The sequence below is a fragment of the Novilysobacter selenitireducens genome (genome assembly GCF_020026895.1).
Taxonomy (GTDB): Bacteria; Pseudomonadota; Gammaproteobacteria; order Xanthomonadales; family Xanthomonadaceae; genus Lysobacter_C; species Lysobacter_C selenitireducens.
Map to the genome: position 1 here is coordinate 292,984 of NZ_JAINZW010000003.1, position 16,372 is coordinate 309,355.

General features: G+C 67.1%; 14 protein-coding genes and 1 tRNA gene. 14 read left to right on the forward strand and 1 reads right to left on the reverse strand.

The window, feature by feature from the left end:
* The first annotated feature begins 20 nt into the window (after positions 1-20).
* From K6753_RS08610 to K6753_RS08675, 14 genes are all read left to right on the forward strand, one after another.
* On the forward strand, positions 21-2,501 hold the full coding sequence (locus K6753_RS08610; RefSeq protein WP_223676037.1) for a VirB4 family type IV secretion/conjugal transfer ATPase: 2,481 nt from the start codon (positions 21-23) through the stop codon (positions 2,499-2,501).
* A gap of 49 nt (positions 2,502-2,550) precedes the next feature.
* Positions 2,551-3,309: a hypothetical protein gene (locus K6753_RS08615; RefSeq protein ID WP_223676038.1), complete on the forward strand. Its 759-nt coding sequence runs from the start codon at positions 2,551-2,553 to the stop codon at positions 3,307-3,309.
* A 94-nt stretch (positions 3,310-3,403) separates the two neighbouring features.
* Positions 3,404-4,549, forward strand: a complete 1,146-nt coding sequence (locus K6753_RS08620) for a TrbL/VirB6 family protein (protein ID WP_223676039.1) — start codon at positions 3,404-3,406, stop codon at positions 4,547-4,549.
* The gene (locus K6753_RS08625) at positions 4,536-4,892 is read left to right on the forward strand and encodes a hypothetical protein (RefSeq protein ID WP_223676040.1); all 357 of its coding nucleotides are present in this window, start codon (positions 4,536-4,538) and stop codon (positions 4,890-4,892) included. Before K6753_RS08620 ends, K6753_RS08625 begins: the two co-directional genes overlap by 14 nt.
* A gap of 268 nt (positions 4,893-5,160) precedes the next feature.
* On the forward strand, positions 5,161-7,062 hold the full coding sequence (gene thrS, locus K6753_RS08630) for a threonine--tRNA ligase (protein ID WP_223676041.1): 1,902 nt from the start codon (positions 5,161-5,163) through the stop codon (positions 7,060-7,062).
* Between the two features lie 94 nt (positions 7,063-7,156).
* Positions 7,157-7,681 (forward strand): translation initiation factor IF-3, encoded by a 525-nt coding sequence (infC, locus tag K6753_RS08635; protein ID WP_223676150.1) that lies wholly within the window; start codon positions 7,157-7,159, stop codon positions 7,679-7,681.
* A 291-nt stretch (positions 7,682-7,972) separates the two neighbouring features.
* Positions 7,973-8,170: a 50S ribosomal protein L35 gene (gene rpmI / locus K6753_RS08640; protein ID WP_166295503.1), complete on the forward strand. Its 198-nt coding sequence runs from the start codon at positions 7,973-7,975 to the stop codon at positions 8,168-8,170.
* A 12-nt stretch (positions 8,171-8,182) separates the two neighbouring features.
* The gene (gene rplT / locus K6753_RS08645) at positions 8,183-8,542 is read left to right on the forward strand and encodes a 50S ribosomal protein L20 (protein ID WP_223676042.1); all 360 of its coding nucleotides are present in this window, start codon (positions 8,183-8,185) and stop codon (positions 8,540-8,542) included.
* Positions 8,543-8,769: 227 nt separating this feature from the next.
* Positions 8,770-9,795 (forward strand): phenylalanine--tRNA ligase subunit alpha, encoded by a 1,026-nt coding sequence (gene pheS / locus K6753_RS08650; RefSeq protein ID WP_223676043.1) that lies wholly within the window; start codon positions 8,770-8,772, stop codon positions 9,793-9,795.
* A gap of 58 nt (positions 9,796-9,853) precedes the next feature.
* On the forward strand, positions 9,854-12,241 hold the full coding sequence (gene pheT, locus K6753_RS08655; protein ID WP_223676044.1) for a phenylalanine--tRNA ligase subunit beta: 2,388 nt from the start codon (positions 9,854-9,856) through the stop codon (positions 12,239-12,241).
* Positions 12,242-12,289: 48 nt separating this feature from the next.
* The gene (locus K6753_RS08660; protein WP_223676045.1) at positions 12,290-12,592 is read left to right on the forward strand and encodes an integration host factor subunit alpha; all 303 of its coding nucleotides are present in this window, start codon (positions 12,290-12,292) and stop codon (positions 12,590-12,592) included.
* Positions 12,592-12,948, forward strand: coding sequence for a MerR family transcriptional regulator (locus tag K6753_RS08665; protein WP_223676046.1), 357 nt, complete (start codon positions 12,592-12,594; stop codon positions 12,946-12,948). Before K6753_RS08660 ends, K6753_RS08665 begins: the two co-directional genes overlap by 1 nt.
* A gap of 61 nt (positions 12,949-13,009) precedes the next feature.
* Positions 13,010-13,086, forward strand: a tRNA-Pro gene (locus K6753_RS08670).
* Between the two features lie 138 nt (positions 13,087-13,224).
* Positions 13,225-14,334 carry a TraB/GumN family protein gene (locus K6753_RS08675; RefSeq protein WP_223676047.1) on the forward strand — a complete coding sequence of 370 codons (1,110 nt, stop codon included), beginning with the start codon at positions 13,225-13,227 and terminating at the stop codon, positions 14,332-14,334.
* A gap of 38 nt (positions 14,335-14,372) precedes the next feature.
* On the opposite strand, the gene dxs is transcribed toward K6753_RS08675, so the two are convergent.
* The gene (gene dxs / locus K6753_RS08680; protein WP_223676048.1) at positions 14,373-16,313 is read right to left on the reverse strand and encodes a 1-deoxy-D-xylulose-5-phosphate synthase; all 1,941 of its coding nucleotides are present in this window, start codon (positions 16,311-16,313) and stop codon (positions 14,373-14,375) included.
* Positions 16,314-16,372: the final 59 nt, after the last annotated feature.

Below are 16,372 nucleotides of genomic sequence, written 5' to 3' on the forward strand. Positions count from 1 at the left end.
GTCCCCGGTAGCCCGTGAGCATGTTCAATCCCGATACGCCGATCAGCGAGTTCGTCCCGCTGTCCACCCATGTATCGCCGACGGTGATGAAGACCACCGGGGGCGACTACCTGCTGGCGTGGCGGCTGGGTGGGCTGCCGTTCGTTGGCCGCGAGCAGTGGGAGATCGAGCACCGCCACAACACCTTTAACCGGATGCTCCAGACGCTGCGTGCACCAGATTTCGTCAACGTGGCGTTCTGGGTCCACGACGTCCGCCGGCGGGGTCGGATCAGGGGCGGTGGACAATTCAGCCAGGCATTCAACCAGCAACTGTCGGATGCGTACTTCGAGTCGCTGTCGTCCCAGAAGGTCATGCAGAACGAGTTGTACCTGACCATGCTGTATCGGCCGATAGTGTCCGGCAAGCGCTTCGTGGAAAAGTCAGCCGACCCCGTCCGGCTGCAGTCCGAACAGGACCAGGCCATCGCCAAGGTGCTCGAGCTGGCCGGCAACGTCGAGGCTGTCCTGAAGGACTATGCGCCCAACCGCTTGGGCATGTACGAAGCCCCCAACGGGGTCGTGTTCTCCGAGGTACTGGAGTTCTACGGCTACCTCCTCAACCGCGTGGATGAGCCCGTCCCCGTGCTCGAGGCGCCGGTCGCCGGCTACCTGCCCGTCAGCCGGCACATGTTCTCGGCCAAGACCGGCGACTTCGTCATCCGCACCCCCGATGGGCGCAACCACTTCGGCGCGATGCTCAACATAAAGGAGTACTCGGACGCCACGTACCCGGGCATCCTCAACGGCCTGAAGTACTTGGACCTCGAGTACGTCATCACGCACTCCTTCAGTCCGGTCGGGCGCCAGGACGCGCTGAAGGTGCTGGACCGCACCAAGGGAATGATGATTTCCTCCGGGGACAAGGCCGTCAGCCAGATCGTCGAGTTGGACCACGCGATGGACCAGCTGGCGTCGGGCAACTTCGTCCTCGGCGAGTACCACTTCAGCCTCGCCCTGTACGCCGAGCAGCAGGAACGGCTGGCGCACCACATCGCCACGGCCCGTGCGGAGCTCTCCAACGCCGGCTTCGTTTCCGCACGCGAGGACCTTGCAGTGGCCGCGGCGTTCTACGCGCAGCTGCCGGGGAACTGGAAGTGCCGGACGCGGCTCGCCAATGTCAGTTCGCTGAACTTCCTGGGGTTGTCGCCGCTGCACAACTTCGCGACCGGCAAGAAGGACGGCAACCCGTGGGGTGGATGCGTGACGGTCCTCCAGACCACCAACGGCCAGCCCTACTACTTCAACTTCCACGCCACGCATCCGGCAGAAAACTCCGTGGGCGAGAAGGCGATCGCCAACACCATGGTCATCGGCAAGTCCGGCACCGGCAAGACGGCGCTGATCAACTTCCTGCTGAGCCAGGTGCAGAAGCTGGAGCCGGCGCCGACGGTGTTCTTCTTCGACAAGGACCGCGGCGCGGAGATCTTCGTCCGTGCCTGCGGTGGCAACTACATGGCGCTGGACAACGGCCAGCCAACTGGATTCAACCCGTTCCAGTGCGAGCGCAGCGAGCGCAATGTCCAGTTCCTGGCCGACCTGGTGAAGGTGCTGGCAGGCAAGCTCGACTACACGGCGCGCGAGGAGTCAGACATCTTTCGCGCCGTGGAGGCCATGCTCGACACGCCGCGTCACCTTCGCAGCATGACGAACTTCCAGAAGAGCCTGCCCAACATGGGCGACGACGGGTTGTACGCCCGCCTGCGCAAGTGGACCGTCGGTCATTCGCTCGGCTGGGTGTTCGATAACCCCGACGATACGATCGACCTGTCCCGGGCCAACATCATCGGCTTCGATTACACCGACATCCTCGATAACCCCGAGGTCCGCGTGCCGGTGATCAACTACCTGCTGCATCGGCTGGAGGAGCTGATCGATGGCCGGCCGCTGATCTACGTGATGGACGAGTTCTGGAAGATCCTCGACGGGCAGGGCGGGCTCAAGGAGTTCGCCAAGAACAAGCAGAAGACCATTCGCAAGCAGAACGGCTTGGGCATCTTTGCCACGCAGAGCCCCGAGGATGCACTGGCCAGCGATATCGCCGCGGCACTCATCGAGCAGACCGCCACGCTGATCCTGCTTCCCAATCCGAACGCCAGCCGGGAGGACTACGTCGACGGGTTGAAGCTGACCGACGCGGAATACCAGGTGGTGGTGAACCTGGACGAGCGTTCCCGATGCTTCCTCGTCAAGCAGGGCCATGCGTCCAGCGTCTGCCAGCTCAACCTGCGCGGCATGGACGACGCGCTGTCGGTGATCTCCGCGTCCACCGACAACATCGAGGTCATGCATCGGGTGCTGGCGGAGGAGGCGCTGCGTCACGGCACGTCCGCGAACGCATTGCGACCCGAACAGTGGCTCGAACGCTTCTACGCCGAGCGCAAGGGGTCAGGCAGGCGTCCTGCGAAATCGGACACCGCGCCGCGCGCGCCCGACGCCGCAATGCACGCCACGCCCGCCTGACGGGTGCCACCCCATGCGAATCCAGCCGCCCACAGCTTCGAGGTCGCCAATGACGTCACATGCCCGCCCCTCCCTGATGCACCGCCGCCCCGTTATGTGGACGGTGGCATTGCTCGCGTGCGCATGGACCGGTCAGGCGGTCGCGCAATGGCACGTGATCGACCGTGACCTGATCCGCGAGAGCCAGCAGCAGTGGAAGGAAGAGAACGAGCTGCGCGAGAAGGCCAACGAGCGCCTCGACAACCTGCAGACACTGGGCAAGCACGAAACGGCGGGCGAGGAGGCAGACGAGCCGGCGGTGAAGCTGGATGCCAACAATCCGGGTGGAACCGTCAGCATCAGCCAGGACAAGCGCTGCCCTGCACCAGCAGGGAAGGGCGCGGTCCTCAAGCAGCAGCACCAACTGTGCCAGGAGATCGTCAAGACGGAGCTGGCGCGATACACCTACGCGCTGAAGATGCATGAGCTCACGCGGACGCGCTACGAGCGGTTCGAAGCGATCCAGGAAGAGCGCGAGGGACTGAAGGAAGAGCAGCAGGGGCGGCTGCAGGACAACAGCAACAAGCTGCTCGCCCTGATGTCATTGATGGAAATCGACCGCCAGCAGTACCGGACCTACATGGATGCGTACGAGGCGCGGCTGGCGTACCTGTCTGCGGCGCGGGACCGGCTGACGCGGGATGCGCTGCACGGAAAGAAGGACGGCGGAGGCCTCGGCACCGGCGGCATCGTGGGTGGAATCGTCGGCGGCGCGGCGCTCAAGGCCGCGCTTGAGTTGGCCAAGACGCGCCAGCGGCATGAATTCTGAAGGGCGCCACCACGTCCGGCGGGCAGCTGATCGGCGTTAGACGGCCGGTACGTCGAACTGGCGAACATTTGATGGAGTCACGAGGCATATGGACATGACCGCCCGCCTGCTGCACGCGCCTGTCGCCGTCTTCGACGGGGTGGCGCAGTGGGCGTTCTTCAAGTTGATCTTCGACTTCCTCGACAGCGAAGTCGAAACCTTCCGCGACAACCTTCTGGGTGAGACGCTCGGTTGGGTCGGAGGGGCGGCACTGGTGCTTCTGACACTGTGGATCCTGTGGCAGGGCTTCCAGATCATGACGGGCCGGTCGCGCGATTCGCTGATGGTGCTGGTGGTGGGGTCGCTGCGTTCGGTGCTGATCGTGTCGGCGGCCACGGCAATGTCGTTCGGCAGTTCCGACCTCTACCGGACCTTTACCGACGGCATGCCGCGCGAGATCACGTACGTCGTGACCGGCAGCGAGGACGCCCCGGCCGACCTCATCGACAAGAGCCTCGACAAGATGCAGTTCGCGCTGGTCGGCATCGATGCCCTGGCGGCGATGGACCAGCAGGGGCTGAAAGAGGACAAGGACCGTGCACTGTGGATGACCGGGATTGGAGTCGCCGGACCGTCGGTAGTCGGCGGGGCGCTGCTGCTGCTCTACAAGATCGCGCTCGCGTTGTTCGTGGGTCTGGGGCCGCTCTTCATCCTCAGTCTTTTGTTTGAACCGACGAAGTCGCTGTTCGGCCGATGGCTGTACTACGGCATCGGCACCATGTTCTCCCTCGGGGTGCTCAGCTTCATGGTCGCCGTGGCAATGAAGATGGTGCTGGCCGTGGCCACCGCGTTTGCCGCCCAGTACCTGGTTGCATTGAGCCTGGACGCGGGCGGGAGCACCGCCGGTGTCAGCAGCATGGCGATGCAGCAGGGCGGGCTGGGGCTGATCCTCACGGTGCTGCTGGTGATGACGCCGCCCATGGCCGCGGCGTTCTTTGGCGGCACGATGGGGCATTTCAGCGGCTACTCGCAATTTGGCGGCGGCGCAGCGGGGGCCAACGCCCAGAGCTTCAACGCCGCGGGTCGTCCGACCGGGCAGGTGCCGCAGGCAGCCGTCGCGCAGCCCGCCGCCAGGGACACGGCCGAGGGGCGGGTGCCTGACCTGGCGGTTCCGCAGTTGCAGGCCGCCGGCCGGTTATCGCAGCAGGCTCCGGTCGAGGACGTGGTCAAGTCGGCAGGAGGTTTCAGTGGCCCCCGGTGAACAGATGGCGCGCGCACGGCACGCAATGGTGACCGGGGTCGGGCTGGCGTTGCTGCTGGTCCCCGCGCTCGCACCCACCGCGCAGGAAAGACCGCAGGCCGCTTCGGGCCAAGGCACCTACATGCCGGTGGGCCGGATGAACGACCCGTTCGTGTTCTGTAGCGAGGGCATGCCGATGCATGGCTGGGTGGCGGTAAACCCCGTCTCCGGAACCTGGGCGCCGATCAGCCAGTACGTGAACTACCAGTGGATCCCGACGTACGTCGCGATCTGCCCGCGCGCGATGGGGCAGGGCGTGTGGCAGGGGCCCGGCACCGGGTCGACGGTGCCGTTCGTGCATTGAGGCGCGTCGCTGGCGGCCCGGCCCGGGCCCGCTGGCGCGCAACCGGGCGGGTGTAGGTAGAATCGCCGCCTGACTCCCAGACCTGGGTGGCCCGCGGAAACGCCGGCCGAGCGTGCGACATGAGCACTACCACCGCCCCCTGCTGAACCGCCCGAGGCTGCTTGGACACAGGCGCCCTCGCGGCGCTTTTTTGTTGCGCGCGCATCCGCTGCGCTGCATGCCCCCGAAGATTGCGGCACACGCCGCTCCCAAAGATCCGAATGCCCACATGATCACGATCACGCTCCCCGACGGCAGCCGCCGCGAATTCGAACAGTCCGTGTCCGTCATAGACGTGGCCCAGTCCATTGGCGCCGGGCTGGCCAAGGCCACCGTGGCCGGCGAGGTGGACGGCCGCCTGGTGGACGCCAGCGACGTCATCGACCACGACGCCACGCTGCGGATCATCACCCCCAAGGACGCCGAGGGCGTGGAGATCATCCGCCACTCGTGCGCCCACCTGGTCGGGCACGCGGTGAAGCAGCTCTACCCGGACGCCAAGATGGTCATCGGCCCGGTGATCGAGGACGGCTTCTACTACGACATCTGGAACGCGCGGCCTTTCACGCCCGAAGACATGGCGGCGATCGAGCAGCGCATGGTCGAGCTGATCGACACCGAGTACGAGGTCATCAAGAAGGTGACGCCGCGCGAGGAGGTCATCGCCACGTTCAAGTCGCGCGGCGAGGACTACAAGCTGCGGCTGGTCGAGGACATGCCCGACGAGCAGGCGATGGGCCTCTACCACCACCAGGAATACGTCGACATGTGCCGCGGCCCGCACGTGCCGAACACGCGCTTCCTCAAGGCCTTCAAGCTGACGCGCATCTCCGGTGCCTACTGGCGCGGCGACTCCAAAAATGAGCAGCTGCAGCGCATCTACGGCACCGCGTGGGCCGACGCCAAGCAGCTCAAGGCCTACATCCAGCGGATGGAGGAGGCCGAGAAGCGCGACCACCGCAAGATCGCCAAGCAACAGGAGCTGTTCCACCTGCAGGAAGAGGCCCCGGGCCTGATCTTCTGGCACCCCAAGGGCTGGGCGATCTGGCAGGCGGTCGAGCAGCACATGCGCCGCGTCTACCGCGAGTCGGGCTACCGCGAGGTGCGCTGCCCGCAGATCCTGGACGTGTCGCTGTGGAAGCAGTCGGGCCACTGGGACAACTACCAGGACAACATGTTCTTCACCGAGTCGGAGAAGCGCACCTACGCGCTCAAGCCGATGAACTGCCCGGGCCACGTGCAGGTGTTCAACCACGGCCTGCACAGCTACCGCGACCTGCCGATCCGCTACGGCGAGTTCGGCGCCTGCCACCGCAACGAGCCCTCCGGCGCGCTGCACGGCATCCTGCGCGTGCGCGGCTTCACCCAGGACGACGGCCACATCTTCTGCACCGAGGAGCAGGTCGAGGCGGAGGTCACGGCGTTCCACCGCCAGGCCATGCAGGTCTACTCGGACTTCGGCTTCACCGACATCCAGCTGAAGATCGCGCTGCGCCCCGAGCCGAGGTTGGGCGACGACGCCACCTGGGACAAGGCCGAGGAGGCGCTGCGCGCCGCCCTGCGCGCCGCCGGGGTGGAGTGGCAGGAGCTGCCGGGCGAGGGCGCGTTCTACGGCCCCAAGATCGAGTACCACCTCAAGGACGCCATCGGCCGCACGTGGCAGCTGGGCACCATGCAGGTCGACTTCATGATGCCGGGCCGCCTGGGCGCCGAGTACGTGGACGAGAACAGCCAGCGCCGCCACCCGGTGATGCTGCACCGGGCCATCGTCGGCTCCATGGAGCGCTTCATCGGCATCCTGATCGAGCACCACGCCGGCCAGCTGCCGCCCTGGCTGGCCCCGGTCCAGGCGGTGGTGATGAATATTACCGACGCCCAGGCCGACTATGTCGCCGACGTGCAGAAATCCCTTTCAAATCAAGGGCTACGGATCGAGGCCGATTTGCGGAACGAGAAGATCGGCCGTAAGATCCGCGAGCACACGCTGCAGCGCGTGCCTTACCTGCTGGTGGTCGGCGACCGCGAGCGGGATAATGGGCAGGTCGCCGTACGCACGCGGGGAGGGGAGGACCTGGGGACGATGACCGTCGCCGAGTTCGCCTCGCGTTTACACGACGAGCACGTGCGTTGATCCATTTTCAGCGGCCCGCGTAGTCCGCGAACCGCACCAGTACAAGCCCGGCCACCACCCGTGGCCGGTTTCGATCCACACCGGAGATTGCAACATCAGTACCCCCGACAAGCGGAACCGCAAGAACCAGGAGATCCGCGTGCCCCGCGTGCGCGTGATCGGCAGTGATGGCGAGATGGTCGGCGTGTTGACGCGCGACGAAGCGCTGGCGCTCGCCCAGGAGGAAGGGCTCGACCTCGTCGAAATCCAGCCGCACGGCGACCCGCCGGTCTGCCGCGTCATGGACTTCGGCAAGTTCAATTTCGACCTGCAGAAGAAGGCCAACGCGGCCAAGAAGAAGCAGAAGCAGGTCGAGATCAAGGAGATCAAGTTCCGCCCGGTCACCGACGAGGGCGACTACCAGATCAAGCTGCGCAACATGCGCCGCTTCCTTGAAGAAGGCGACAAGGTCAAGGTCAATATCCGCTTCCGTGGCCGCGAGATGAGCCACCAGGAGCTGGGCCGTGAAATGGCCGCCCGCATCGAGGCCGACCTGGGCGAGGACATCGTCATCGAGTCGCGCCCGCGCCTTGAAGGCCGGCAGATGGTCATGATGATCGCGCCGAAGAAGAAGACCTGAGCGGCCAGAAGCCGCCCAGCCGGCCCGGAACGATCCGGGCCACCGTCGAAGGCGCCTGCGGGCGCCTTCGTTGTTCCGGCGGGCGGGGCCGGGGCTGGAACCGCATGATTTGCAAGGGAAAGCCCGCGCTGCCATAATGCGCGGCCCGGTTCGCCGGGACGTTGTACGCACCATCAGGACCGGTCGATTGATGCCTTCTGGATCAACGACTTACAAGCCGGCAGGGCAGGACGGAAAGAGTGGCGATGCCACCGCCCCCGCCAGTGACGAAACCTCCGAAAGGAAATCGCAATGCCCAAGATCAAGACCCATCGGGGCGCGGCCAAGCGCTTCCGGAAGACCGCTTCCGGCAAGTACAAGTGCGGCCACGCCAACCGGAGCCACATCCTCACCAAGAAGGCGACCAAGCGGAAGCGCAACCTGCGGCAGACGAACCATGTTCGTGCCGAGGACGCGGGCCGTCTGGACCGCATGCTTCCGTATTTGTGAGGAGACTGAGCAATGGCACGAGTTAAACGTGGTGTACAGGCGCGTCGCCGCCACAAGAAAATCCTGAAGCAGGCCAAGGGCTACTACCACGCCCGCCGCAAGGTCTTCCGCGTCGCCAAGCAGGCGGTGACGAAGGCCCTGCAGTACGCCTACATCGGCCGCAAGCAGAAGAAGCGCAACTTCCGTTCGCTGTGGATCGCCCGCATCAACGCGGCGTCCCGCGCCAACGGCATCAGCTACAGCCGCTTCATGAACGGCCTGATGAAGGCCGGCATTACCCTTGACCGCAAGGTGCTGGCGGACATCGCCGTGCACGACGCAGCCGGTTTTACCGCGCTGACCGAGAAGGCCAAGGGCGCGCTCGCAGCGTAAGGTGTCGCGCCGCGATGCACCGGTTGCCGGTGCGCGCGGTCGGACAACTGAAGTACACGCATGGGGAAGGGCGCAAGTCCTTCCCCATGTTTCGTTTTGGGGCAGGGGTTTTCGTAGGAGCGGCTTCAGCCGCGATGGGATGGCACGTCGCGTGACCGAACGGCCGTTCGCGGCTGAAGCCGCTCCTGCAAAAGCCCAGGCACTGCGCCCGTGACAGGAACCCGCGCATGAGTGATATCGAGAATCTGACCGCCAAGGCCCTGGCCGACATTACCGCCGCCGACTCGCCGCAGGCGATCGAGGCGCTGCGTGTGGCGCTGCTGGGCAAGTCCGGCTCGGTCACCGCCCAGCTCAAGCAACTGGGCACGCTGCCTGCCGACCAGCGCAAGGCTGCCGGTGAGGCGATCAACCGCGCGCGCGACACCCTCGGCACGGCGCTGGCCGAGCGAAAGTCCGCCCTCGACGACGCGGCGCTCGATGCGCGCTTGGCGTCGGAAACCATCGACGTGACGTTGCCCGGCATCGACAGCGCGCGCGGCGGCCTGCACCCGGTGAGCCGCACGCTCGAGCGCATCGCCGACATCTTCGGGCGCCTCGGCTTTGAGCTGTCGGACGGGCCGGAGATCGAGGACGACTGGCACAACTTCGAGGCACTCAACTTCCCGCCGCACCACCCGGCGCGCGCGATGCACGACACCTTCTACGTGTCCACTGAAAGCGGCGACGACCGACGCCTGCTGCGCACGCATACCTCGGGCGTGCAGGTGCGCTACATGCAGGACCTGCTGGCCCGGGGCGGCACGCCGCCGCTGCGGATGATCGCCGCCGGCAAGGTCTACCGCAGCGACAGCGACCAGACCCACACGCCGATGTTCCACCAGGTCGAAGGCCTGCTGGTCGACGAGCACGCGAGCTTCGCCGACCTCAAGGGCACGCTGGCCGAGTTCGTCCGTGCGTTTTTCGAGCGCGACTTCCAGATGCGCTTCCGCCCGAGCTATTTCCCCTTCACCGAGCCCTCGGCCGAGGTCGATATCGCCTGGCAGCAGCCCGACGGCTCGACCCGCTGGCTGGAGGTGCTGGGCTGCGGCATGGTCCACCCGAACGTGCTGCGCAACGTCGGCATCGACCCTGGGAAATACACCGGCTACGCGTTCGGCCTGGGCGTCGAGCGCTTTGCCATGCTGCGTTACGGAGTCGACGACCTGCGCAGCTTCTTCGAGAACGACGTGCGCTTCCTGCGCCAGTTCGCCTGACCGCCTTCCTTCCCCGAATGGGGAGGGTTCAAAAGCCTCGCGCTTTGGATGACCCGCGATGAAGTTTTCCGAAAACTGGCTCCGCCAACACGTCCCGACCACCGCTTCGCGCGATGAGCTTGCCGCGACCCTGACGGCCATCGGCCTGGAGGTCGAGGAAGTGACGCCGCTGGGCGACTGCCTCGACGGCGTGGTCGTGGCGCAGATCCTGTCGGCCGGGAAGCACCCCGAGGCCGACCGCCTGCAGGTGTGCCAGGTCGACACCGGCTCGGGCACCGTGCAGATCGTCTGCGGCGCGCCCAACGCGCGTGCAGGCCTGAAGGCACCGCTGGCGATGGTCGGCGCGACGTTGCCGGGTGGTATGGCGATCAAGGCGGCGAAGCTGCGTGGCATGGAATCGGCGGGAATGCTGTGCTCGGCCAAGGAGCTGGGCGTGGACGCCGACGCGTCGGGGCTGATGGAACTGCCGGCCGACGCGCAGGTCGGCCAGCCGCTGGCCGCCGCGCTGGGGCTGCCCGATGCCAGCATCGAGATCAAGCTGACCCCCAACCGCGCGGACTGCTTCGGCGTACGTGGCATCGCCTTCGACGTGGCGGCTGCGTCCAATGCCGAAGTCGCGGCGATGGACGTTGCGCCCGTACCGGCGACTTCGGACGCGCGGCTGGCGATCGAACTCGACGCCGGCAACGATGCGCCGCGCTACTGCGGCCGCGTCGTGGAAGGCGTCGATGCGGCCGCGCCGACACCGCTGTGGATGGCCGAGCGCCTGCGCCGCAGCGGCGTGCGCCCGGTGTCGCTGCTGGTGGACATCACCCAGTACGTGATGCTGGAACTTGGGCAGCCGATGCATGCGTTCGACCGCGACCTGCTCAAGGGCCCGGTCGGCGTGCGCAAGGCGCGCGCGGGCGAGACGCTGACATTGCTGGACGGCCGCAAGGTCACCGTCGACGACGGTTTCCTGGTCATCACGGATGCCGACCGCGCCGTGGCGCTGGCCGGCGTCATGGGGGGGCTGGATACGCGCGTGACCGACGCCACCCGCAACGTGTTCCTGGAGTCGGCCCACTTCGCGCCGGCGGCGATCATCGGCCGTGGTCGCAAGCTCGGCCTGCACACCGACGCCGGCCACCGCTTCGAGCGCGGCGTCGACCCCGAGCTGCCGCGCACCGCGATCGAGTACGCGACCCGCCTGCTGCTGGACATTGCCGGTGGCACGCCCGGTCCGGTGGTCGAGGCGACGGTGGCCGGTGCGCTGTCGCAGCCGACGGCGATCGGGCTGCGCCGTGCGCGTCTCGCGCGGGTACTGGGGCTTGAGGTATCCGACGGCGAAGTCGAACGCATCCTGCGCGCACTCGGGCTGGTGGTGGAGGCCGTGGACGACGGCTGGCAGGTCACGCCGCCGAGCCGTCGCTTCGACATCGCGATCGAGGAAGACCTGATCGAGGAGGTCGCCCGTATCCACGGCTACGACGCCGTGCCGACCACGCTGCCGGCCGGTGCCGCGCGGCTCGTCGTGCCGACCGAAGGCATGATCGACGAGGCTACCGTGCGTCGCCAGCTGGCCACCCGCGACTACCTGGAGGCGATCAACTACGCGTTCGTCGAGGCCGACCTGCTGAAGCGCTGGGGCCGGGACGGTGGTGCGGTTGCGTTGGCCAACCCGCTCAGCGCGGAACTGGCGGTCATGCGTACCGCGCTGCTGCCGGGGTTGGTGGATGCGCTGGGCCGCAATGCCGCGCGCCAGCAGCCGCGGGTACGACTGTTCGAACTGGGCCACGTATTCCGGCAGGCGGGCACGGGCGAGGCGCCTGTGCAGACGCAGCGCTTGGCGGCGGTGGCCTGCGGCGATGCCGTTGCCGAGCAGTGGGGCCGACAGGCCGCGCCCGTCGGGTTCCACGACCTCAAGGGCGATCTTGAAAGCTTGGCGGCCGCATCGGGCGCCGAGCTCGAGTTCCGACCCTCGGATGCGCCTTGGGGGCACCCGGGCCGCTCGGCCGATGTCTACCGGATCGACGGCGAGAGCGCCGGCCACATCGGCTGGATCGGACAGCTGCACCCGCGCCTGCAACGCGCGCTGGAGCTGGATGTCGACGTGGTGGCCTTCGAGGTCGACCTGCGTCCGTTGCAGCGCCGCGCCGTGCCGGTCGCCGGCCGCGTCTCCCGCTACCCGTCCGTCCGCCGGGACCTCGCGTTCGTCGTCGCGCAGGACGTGCAATGGGCGCAGCTGGAAGGTGGCATCCGGCAGGCTGCGGGCCCGTCCTTGCGGGATCTGGTGCTGTTCGACCTCTACCAGGGCAAGGGCGTGGAAACAGGTTTCAAGAGTCTCGCTATGGGCTTGATTCTGCAGGAGGAATCCCGCACGCTGACCGACCGCGACGTGGACGACGTGGTGGCCCGCGTGGTTGAGGCATTGAGCCGCGACCACGGGGCGCAAATCCGAGGATAGGGCCCACGGCGGCGCGCTCCAGGCGCGCTGCACCGTTCGAGATTGAAGATGGCATTGACCAAAGCCGAGATGGCCGAGCGTCTGTTCGACGAGGTCGGTCTCAACAAGCGCGAGGCCAAGGAGTTCGTGGACGCGTTCTTCGACGCCCTGCGCGAGTCGCTGGAGCAGGGCCGCCAGGTCAAGCTCTCGGGCTTCGGCAACTTCGACCTGCGGCGCAAGAACCAGCGCCCGGGCCGCAACCCCAAGACCGGCGAGGAGATCCCGATCTCCGCGCGCACCGTGGTGACCTTCCGTCCCGGGCAGAAGCTCAAGGAACGGGTCGAGGCCTATAGCGGAGATGGAGCCCAGTGATGCTTGACCCCGGCAGCAACCGCGAGCTCCCGCCGATCCCGGCCAAGCGCTACTTCACCATCGGCGAGGTCAGCGAGCTGTGCGACGTCAAGCCGCACGTGCTGCGCTACTGGGAAACCGAGTTCCCCTCGCTCAACCCCGTCAAGCGCCGTGGCAACCGCCGGTACTACCAGCGCCACGAGGTGCTGATGGTCCGCCAGATCCGTGGCCTGCTTTACGAGCAGGGCTACACCATCGGTGGCGCCCGCCTCCGGCTGGAAGGCGAGGCCGGCAAGGACGAGTCCGCGCTGAGCTCGCAGATCATCAAGCAGGTGCGGATGGAGCTGGAAGAGGTCCTGCAGCTGCTGCGGCGCTGAAGACCCGCACCAACAAGACCGGCCGGCAGGGTATAATCGCCGGCCGTTGTAACGAAGTATCCGGGGCGTAGCGCAGCCTGGTAGCGCACCTGTCTGGGGGACAGGTGGTCGTCGGTTCAAATCCGGCCGTCCCGACCAATTCGAGCAGTACCGATCAAGCCCGGCCCCGCCGGGTTTTTTCGTGTCTGGACATTGACGCCGGGAACTCACGCATCGGCGCGCGGTCCGACTGCGGCGCCCCACGAGGGCGCTCCCCTTGGTGAAACGGAGTTCACGATGCGCTTGCCCGTCCCCCTTGTTCTATCCGCGATCCTTTCGACTGCCTTCGCCTCGGCGCCGTCGGTCGCGCAGGTTGCCGCGGCCGAAACGGCTCCCAATGCCGCGGACGACATCCGCGACCTCGCACCGATGGTGGTCAAGGGCGTGCAACCGGGCCCGGGCCTGTGGAAGGTGTCGCGCGACGGCCACGTCATGTGGGTGCTCGGACTGGTTGCACCGCTGCCGCGCGATATGGAGTGGCGATCGACGGAGGTGGAACAGGCCATCGCTGCGTCCGGCGCGGTGTTGCAGGCGCCGATGTGGTCGGTGCATTCCGACGTGGGCGTCCTGAAGGGCCTCACGCTGGTGCCGGCCGCCTTGCGTGCGCGCCGGAATCCCGACGGTGCCGAGCTGCGTGACTTGCTCCCGGCCGGCCTGCACCGGCGATGGCAGTTGCAGAAGGACCGGTATCTGGGATGGGAGCTGGGCATCGAGCGCTGGCGTCCGATGTTCGCCGCCGAAAAGCTGGAACGGAAGGCCATGGAGCGCTTGCGGCTCGACGGCAAGGTCATCGGACCGGTCATCGAGGCGGCGACCACCGGTGCCGGCCTGGAGCAGACCCCGGTCGAGATCAAGACAACGTTGGAGGCGCCACGCGAACTGCTGAAACAGTTCAACCGCGCGGAGATCGACGACGTCGCGTGCCTGTCGCGCACGGTGTCGCGGCTGGAGAACGATGTGCCCATGCTGGCCGCGCGCGCCAACGCGTGGGCTATCGGCGACATCGAGGCGCTACGACGCCTGCCCCACGACAGCCTGCGCTGGAGCTGCCTGTCGGAGTTGCTGGAGTCGGACCTGGGCCGGACCCTCGGCTACGCAGGCATGGAGGCGCGCATGCGTGACACGTGGCTGGCAGCAGCGCAGGAAGCGCTGGCCGAGCATCCCGTGAGTTTCGCGATGCTGCCGATGGGGCAGGTGCTGGCCGAAGACGGATACCTGGCGGCGCTGGAACGGCGCGGGTTCGAGGTGACGGCACCGGGTGCGAATGAAGACGGTTCGACGGCCGACGCCACGACGCAACCGGTCGGCGCTGCCGAGGAACCGCAGGCGCACGGCCGAAGCGAGTAACGGCGGGCGCACAGGACGCCCCCGCGCTCTTTCGGCGATCAGGCCCTTCGGGTCGCCTCTGCCGGCAACGGGGAGTGCGAGGAATCGGGGCGCAGGTCCGGCCATCGGCGCAGCACCGCCGTGCGGATGCCGGCCGCATCCAGACCCGCCTCGGCCAGCAGCTGCTCGCGACTGGCGTGGTGCTGGAACGCGTCGGGTAGGCCAAGGTGCAGGACCGGCATCACAACGCCCTCGGCCGAGAGCAGTTCGGCGACCCCACTGCCGGCGCCGCCGGCAACGACGTTGTCTTCCAGCGTGACGAACCCTTCGTGCGTGGCCGCCAGTTCGAGCACCAGTGCGCGGTCGAGCGGACGGACGAAACGCATGTTGACCACGGTCAGTCCCAACTCGTCGCCGGCGGCCTCGGCGGCCGCGGTGACGGCACCGAAGGCGAGCAGGGCGATGCGCGCACCTTTGCGGCGGACCTGCGCCTTGCCGATGGGCAACGTCTCCAGTGTCGGCTGCACCGCGACGCCAGGGCCCGTGCCGCGCGGGTAACGCACCGCTGCGGGGCCTTCGAAATGGTGGCCTGTGCTGAGCATCTTGCGGCACTCGTCTTCGTCGGCCGGCGCCATGACGACCATGTTGGGTACGCAGCGCAGGTAGGACAGGTCGAGGTTGCCGGCGTGGGTGGCGCCGTCGGGGCCGACCACGCCGCCGCGGTCGATGGCGAACAGCACGTCCAGGTTCTGGATCGCCACGTCGTGCACCAGCTGGTCGTAGCCGCGCTGCAGGAACGTGGAGTAGATCGCGCACACCGGCTTGGCGCCTTCGCAGGCCATGCCCGCAGCCAGCGTCACGGCATGTTGCTCGGCGATCGCGACGTCGAAGTAGCGCTGCGGGTACTCCTTCGAGAACCGCACCAAACCCGAGCCCTCGCGCATCGCCGGGGTGATGCCCAGCAGCTTCGGGTCGGCGGCGGCCATGTCGCAGATCCACTCGCCGAACACGTCGGTGTAGGTGGGCTTCTTGGCGCCGGGCTTACTGACCAGGCCCTGGGTCGGATCAAACGGGCTAACGGCGTGGTAGCCGATCTGGTCGCCTTCCGCCAGCTCGTAGCCCTTGCCCTTGGTGGTGATGATGTGGAGCAGCTGCGGGCCCTTGAGGTCCTTCAGCGTCTTCAGCGCGCCCATCAGCGCACCCATGTCGTGGCCGTCGATCGGGCCGGTGTAGTGGAAGCCGACCTCCTCGAAGAACGTCGACGGCACGAACATGCCCTTCCAGTGTTCTTCCCAGCGACGCACGAACTTCGCCGCCGGCTTGTGCTTGTCGCCGAGCAGCTTCTTGCCGCCCTCGCGCAGCGCGTTGAGCGTGCGGCTGCCGGTGAGCCGGCCCAGCATCCGGGTCAATCCGCCGACGTTCTCGGAGATCGACATCTGGTTGTCGTTGAGGATCACCAGCAGGTTGGGTTCGGTCGCGTTCGGGTCCTCGCCCATCCCACCGGCGTGGTTGAGCGCTTCGAACGCCATGCCCGCGGTCATCGCGCCGTCGCCGATCACCGCGACTACCTTGCGGTCGTCACCGGCCTGCTGCAGCGCGATGGCCATGCCCAGCGCGGCGGAAATCGACGTGGACGAGTGGCCCACGCCGAAGGTGTCGTACTCGGACTCCTCGCGCTTGGGGAACGGCGCGACGCCGTCCTTCTGCTTGACCGTGTGGATGCTGTCGCGGCGGCCGGTCAGGATCTTGTGGGGGTAGGTCTGGTGGCCGACGTCCCATACGAGGCGGTCGACCGGCGTCTCGTACAGCCAGTGCAGGGCCACGGTGAGTTCGATCACGCCCAGGCCGGCGCCGAAGTGGCCGCCTACCTTGGCGACCTGTTCGATCAGGTAGGCGCGTAGTTCATCGGCGATCGCGCCGAGTTCCTCTTCGGGGAACCGGCGCAGGTCGGCGGGCACCTGGATGCGCGAGAGGCGCGGATAGCGTTGCGGGTCGATCATCACATGGGGGACTGACAGCAGTCCGCCATTGTCATGCCCGCAACCGGCACGGGCAAGGC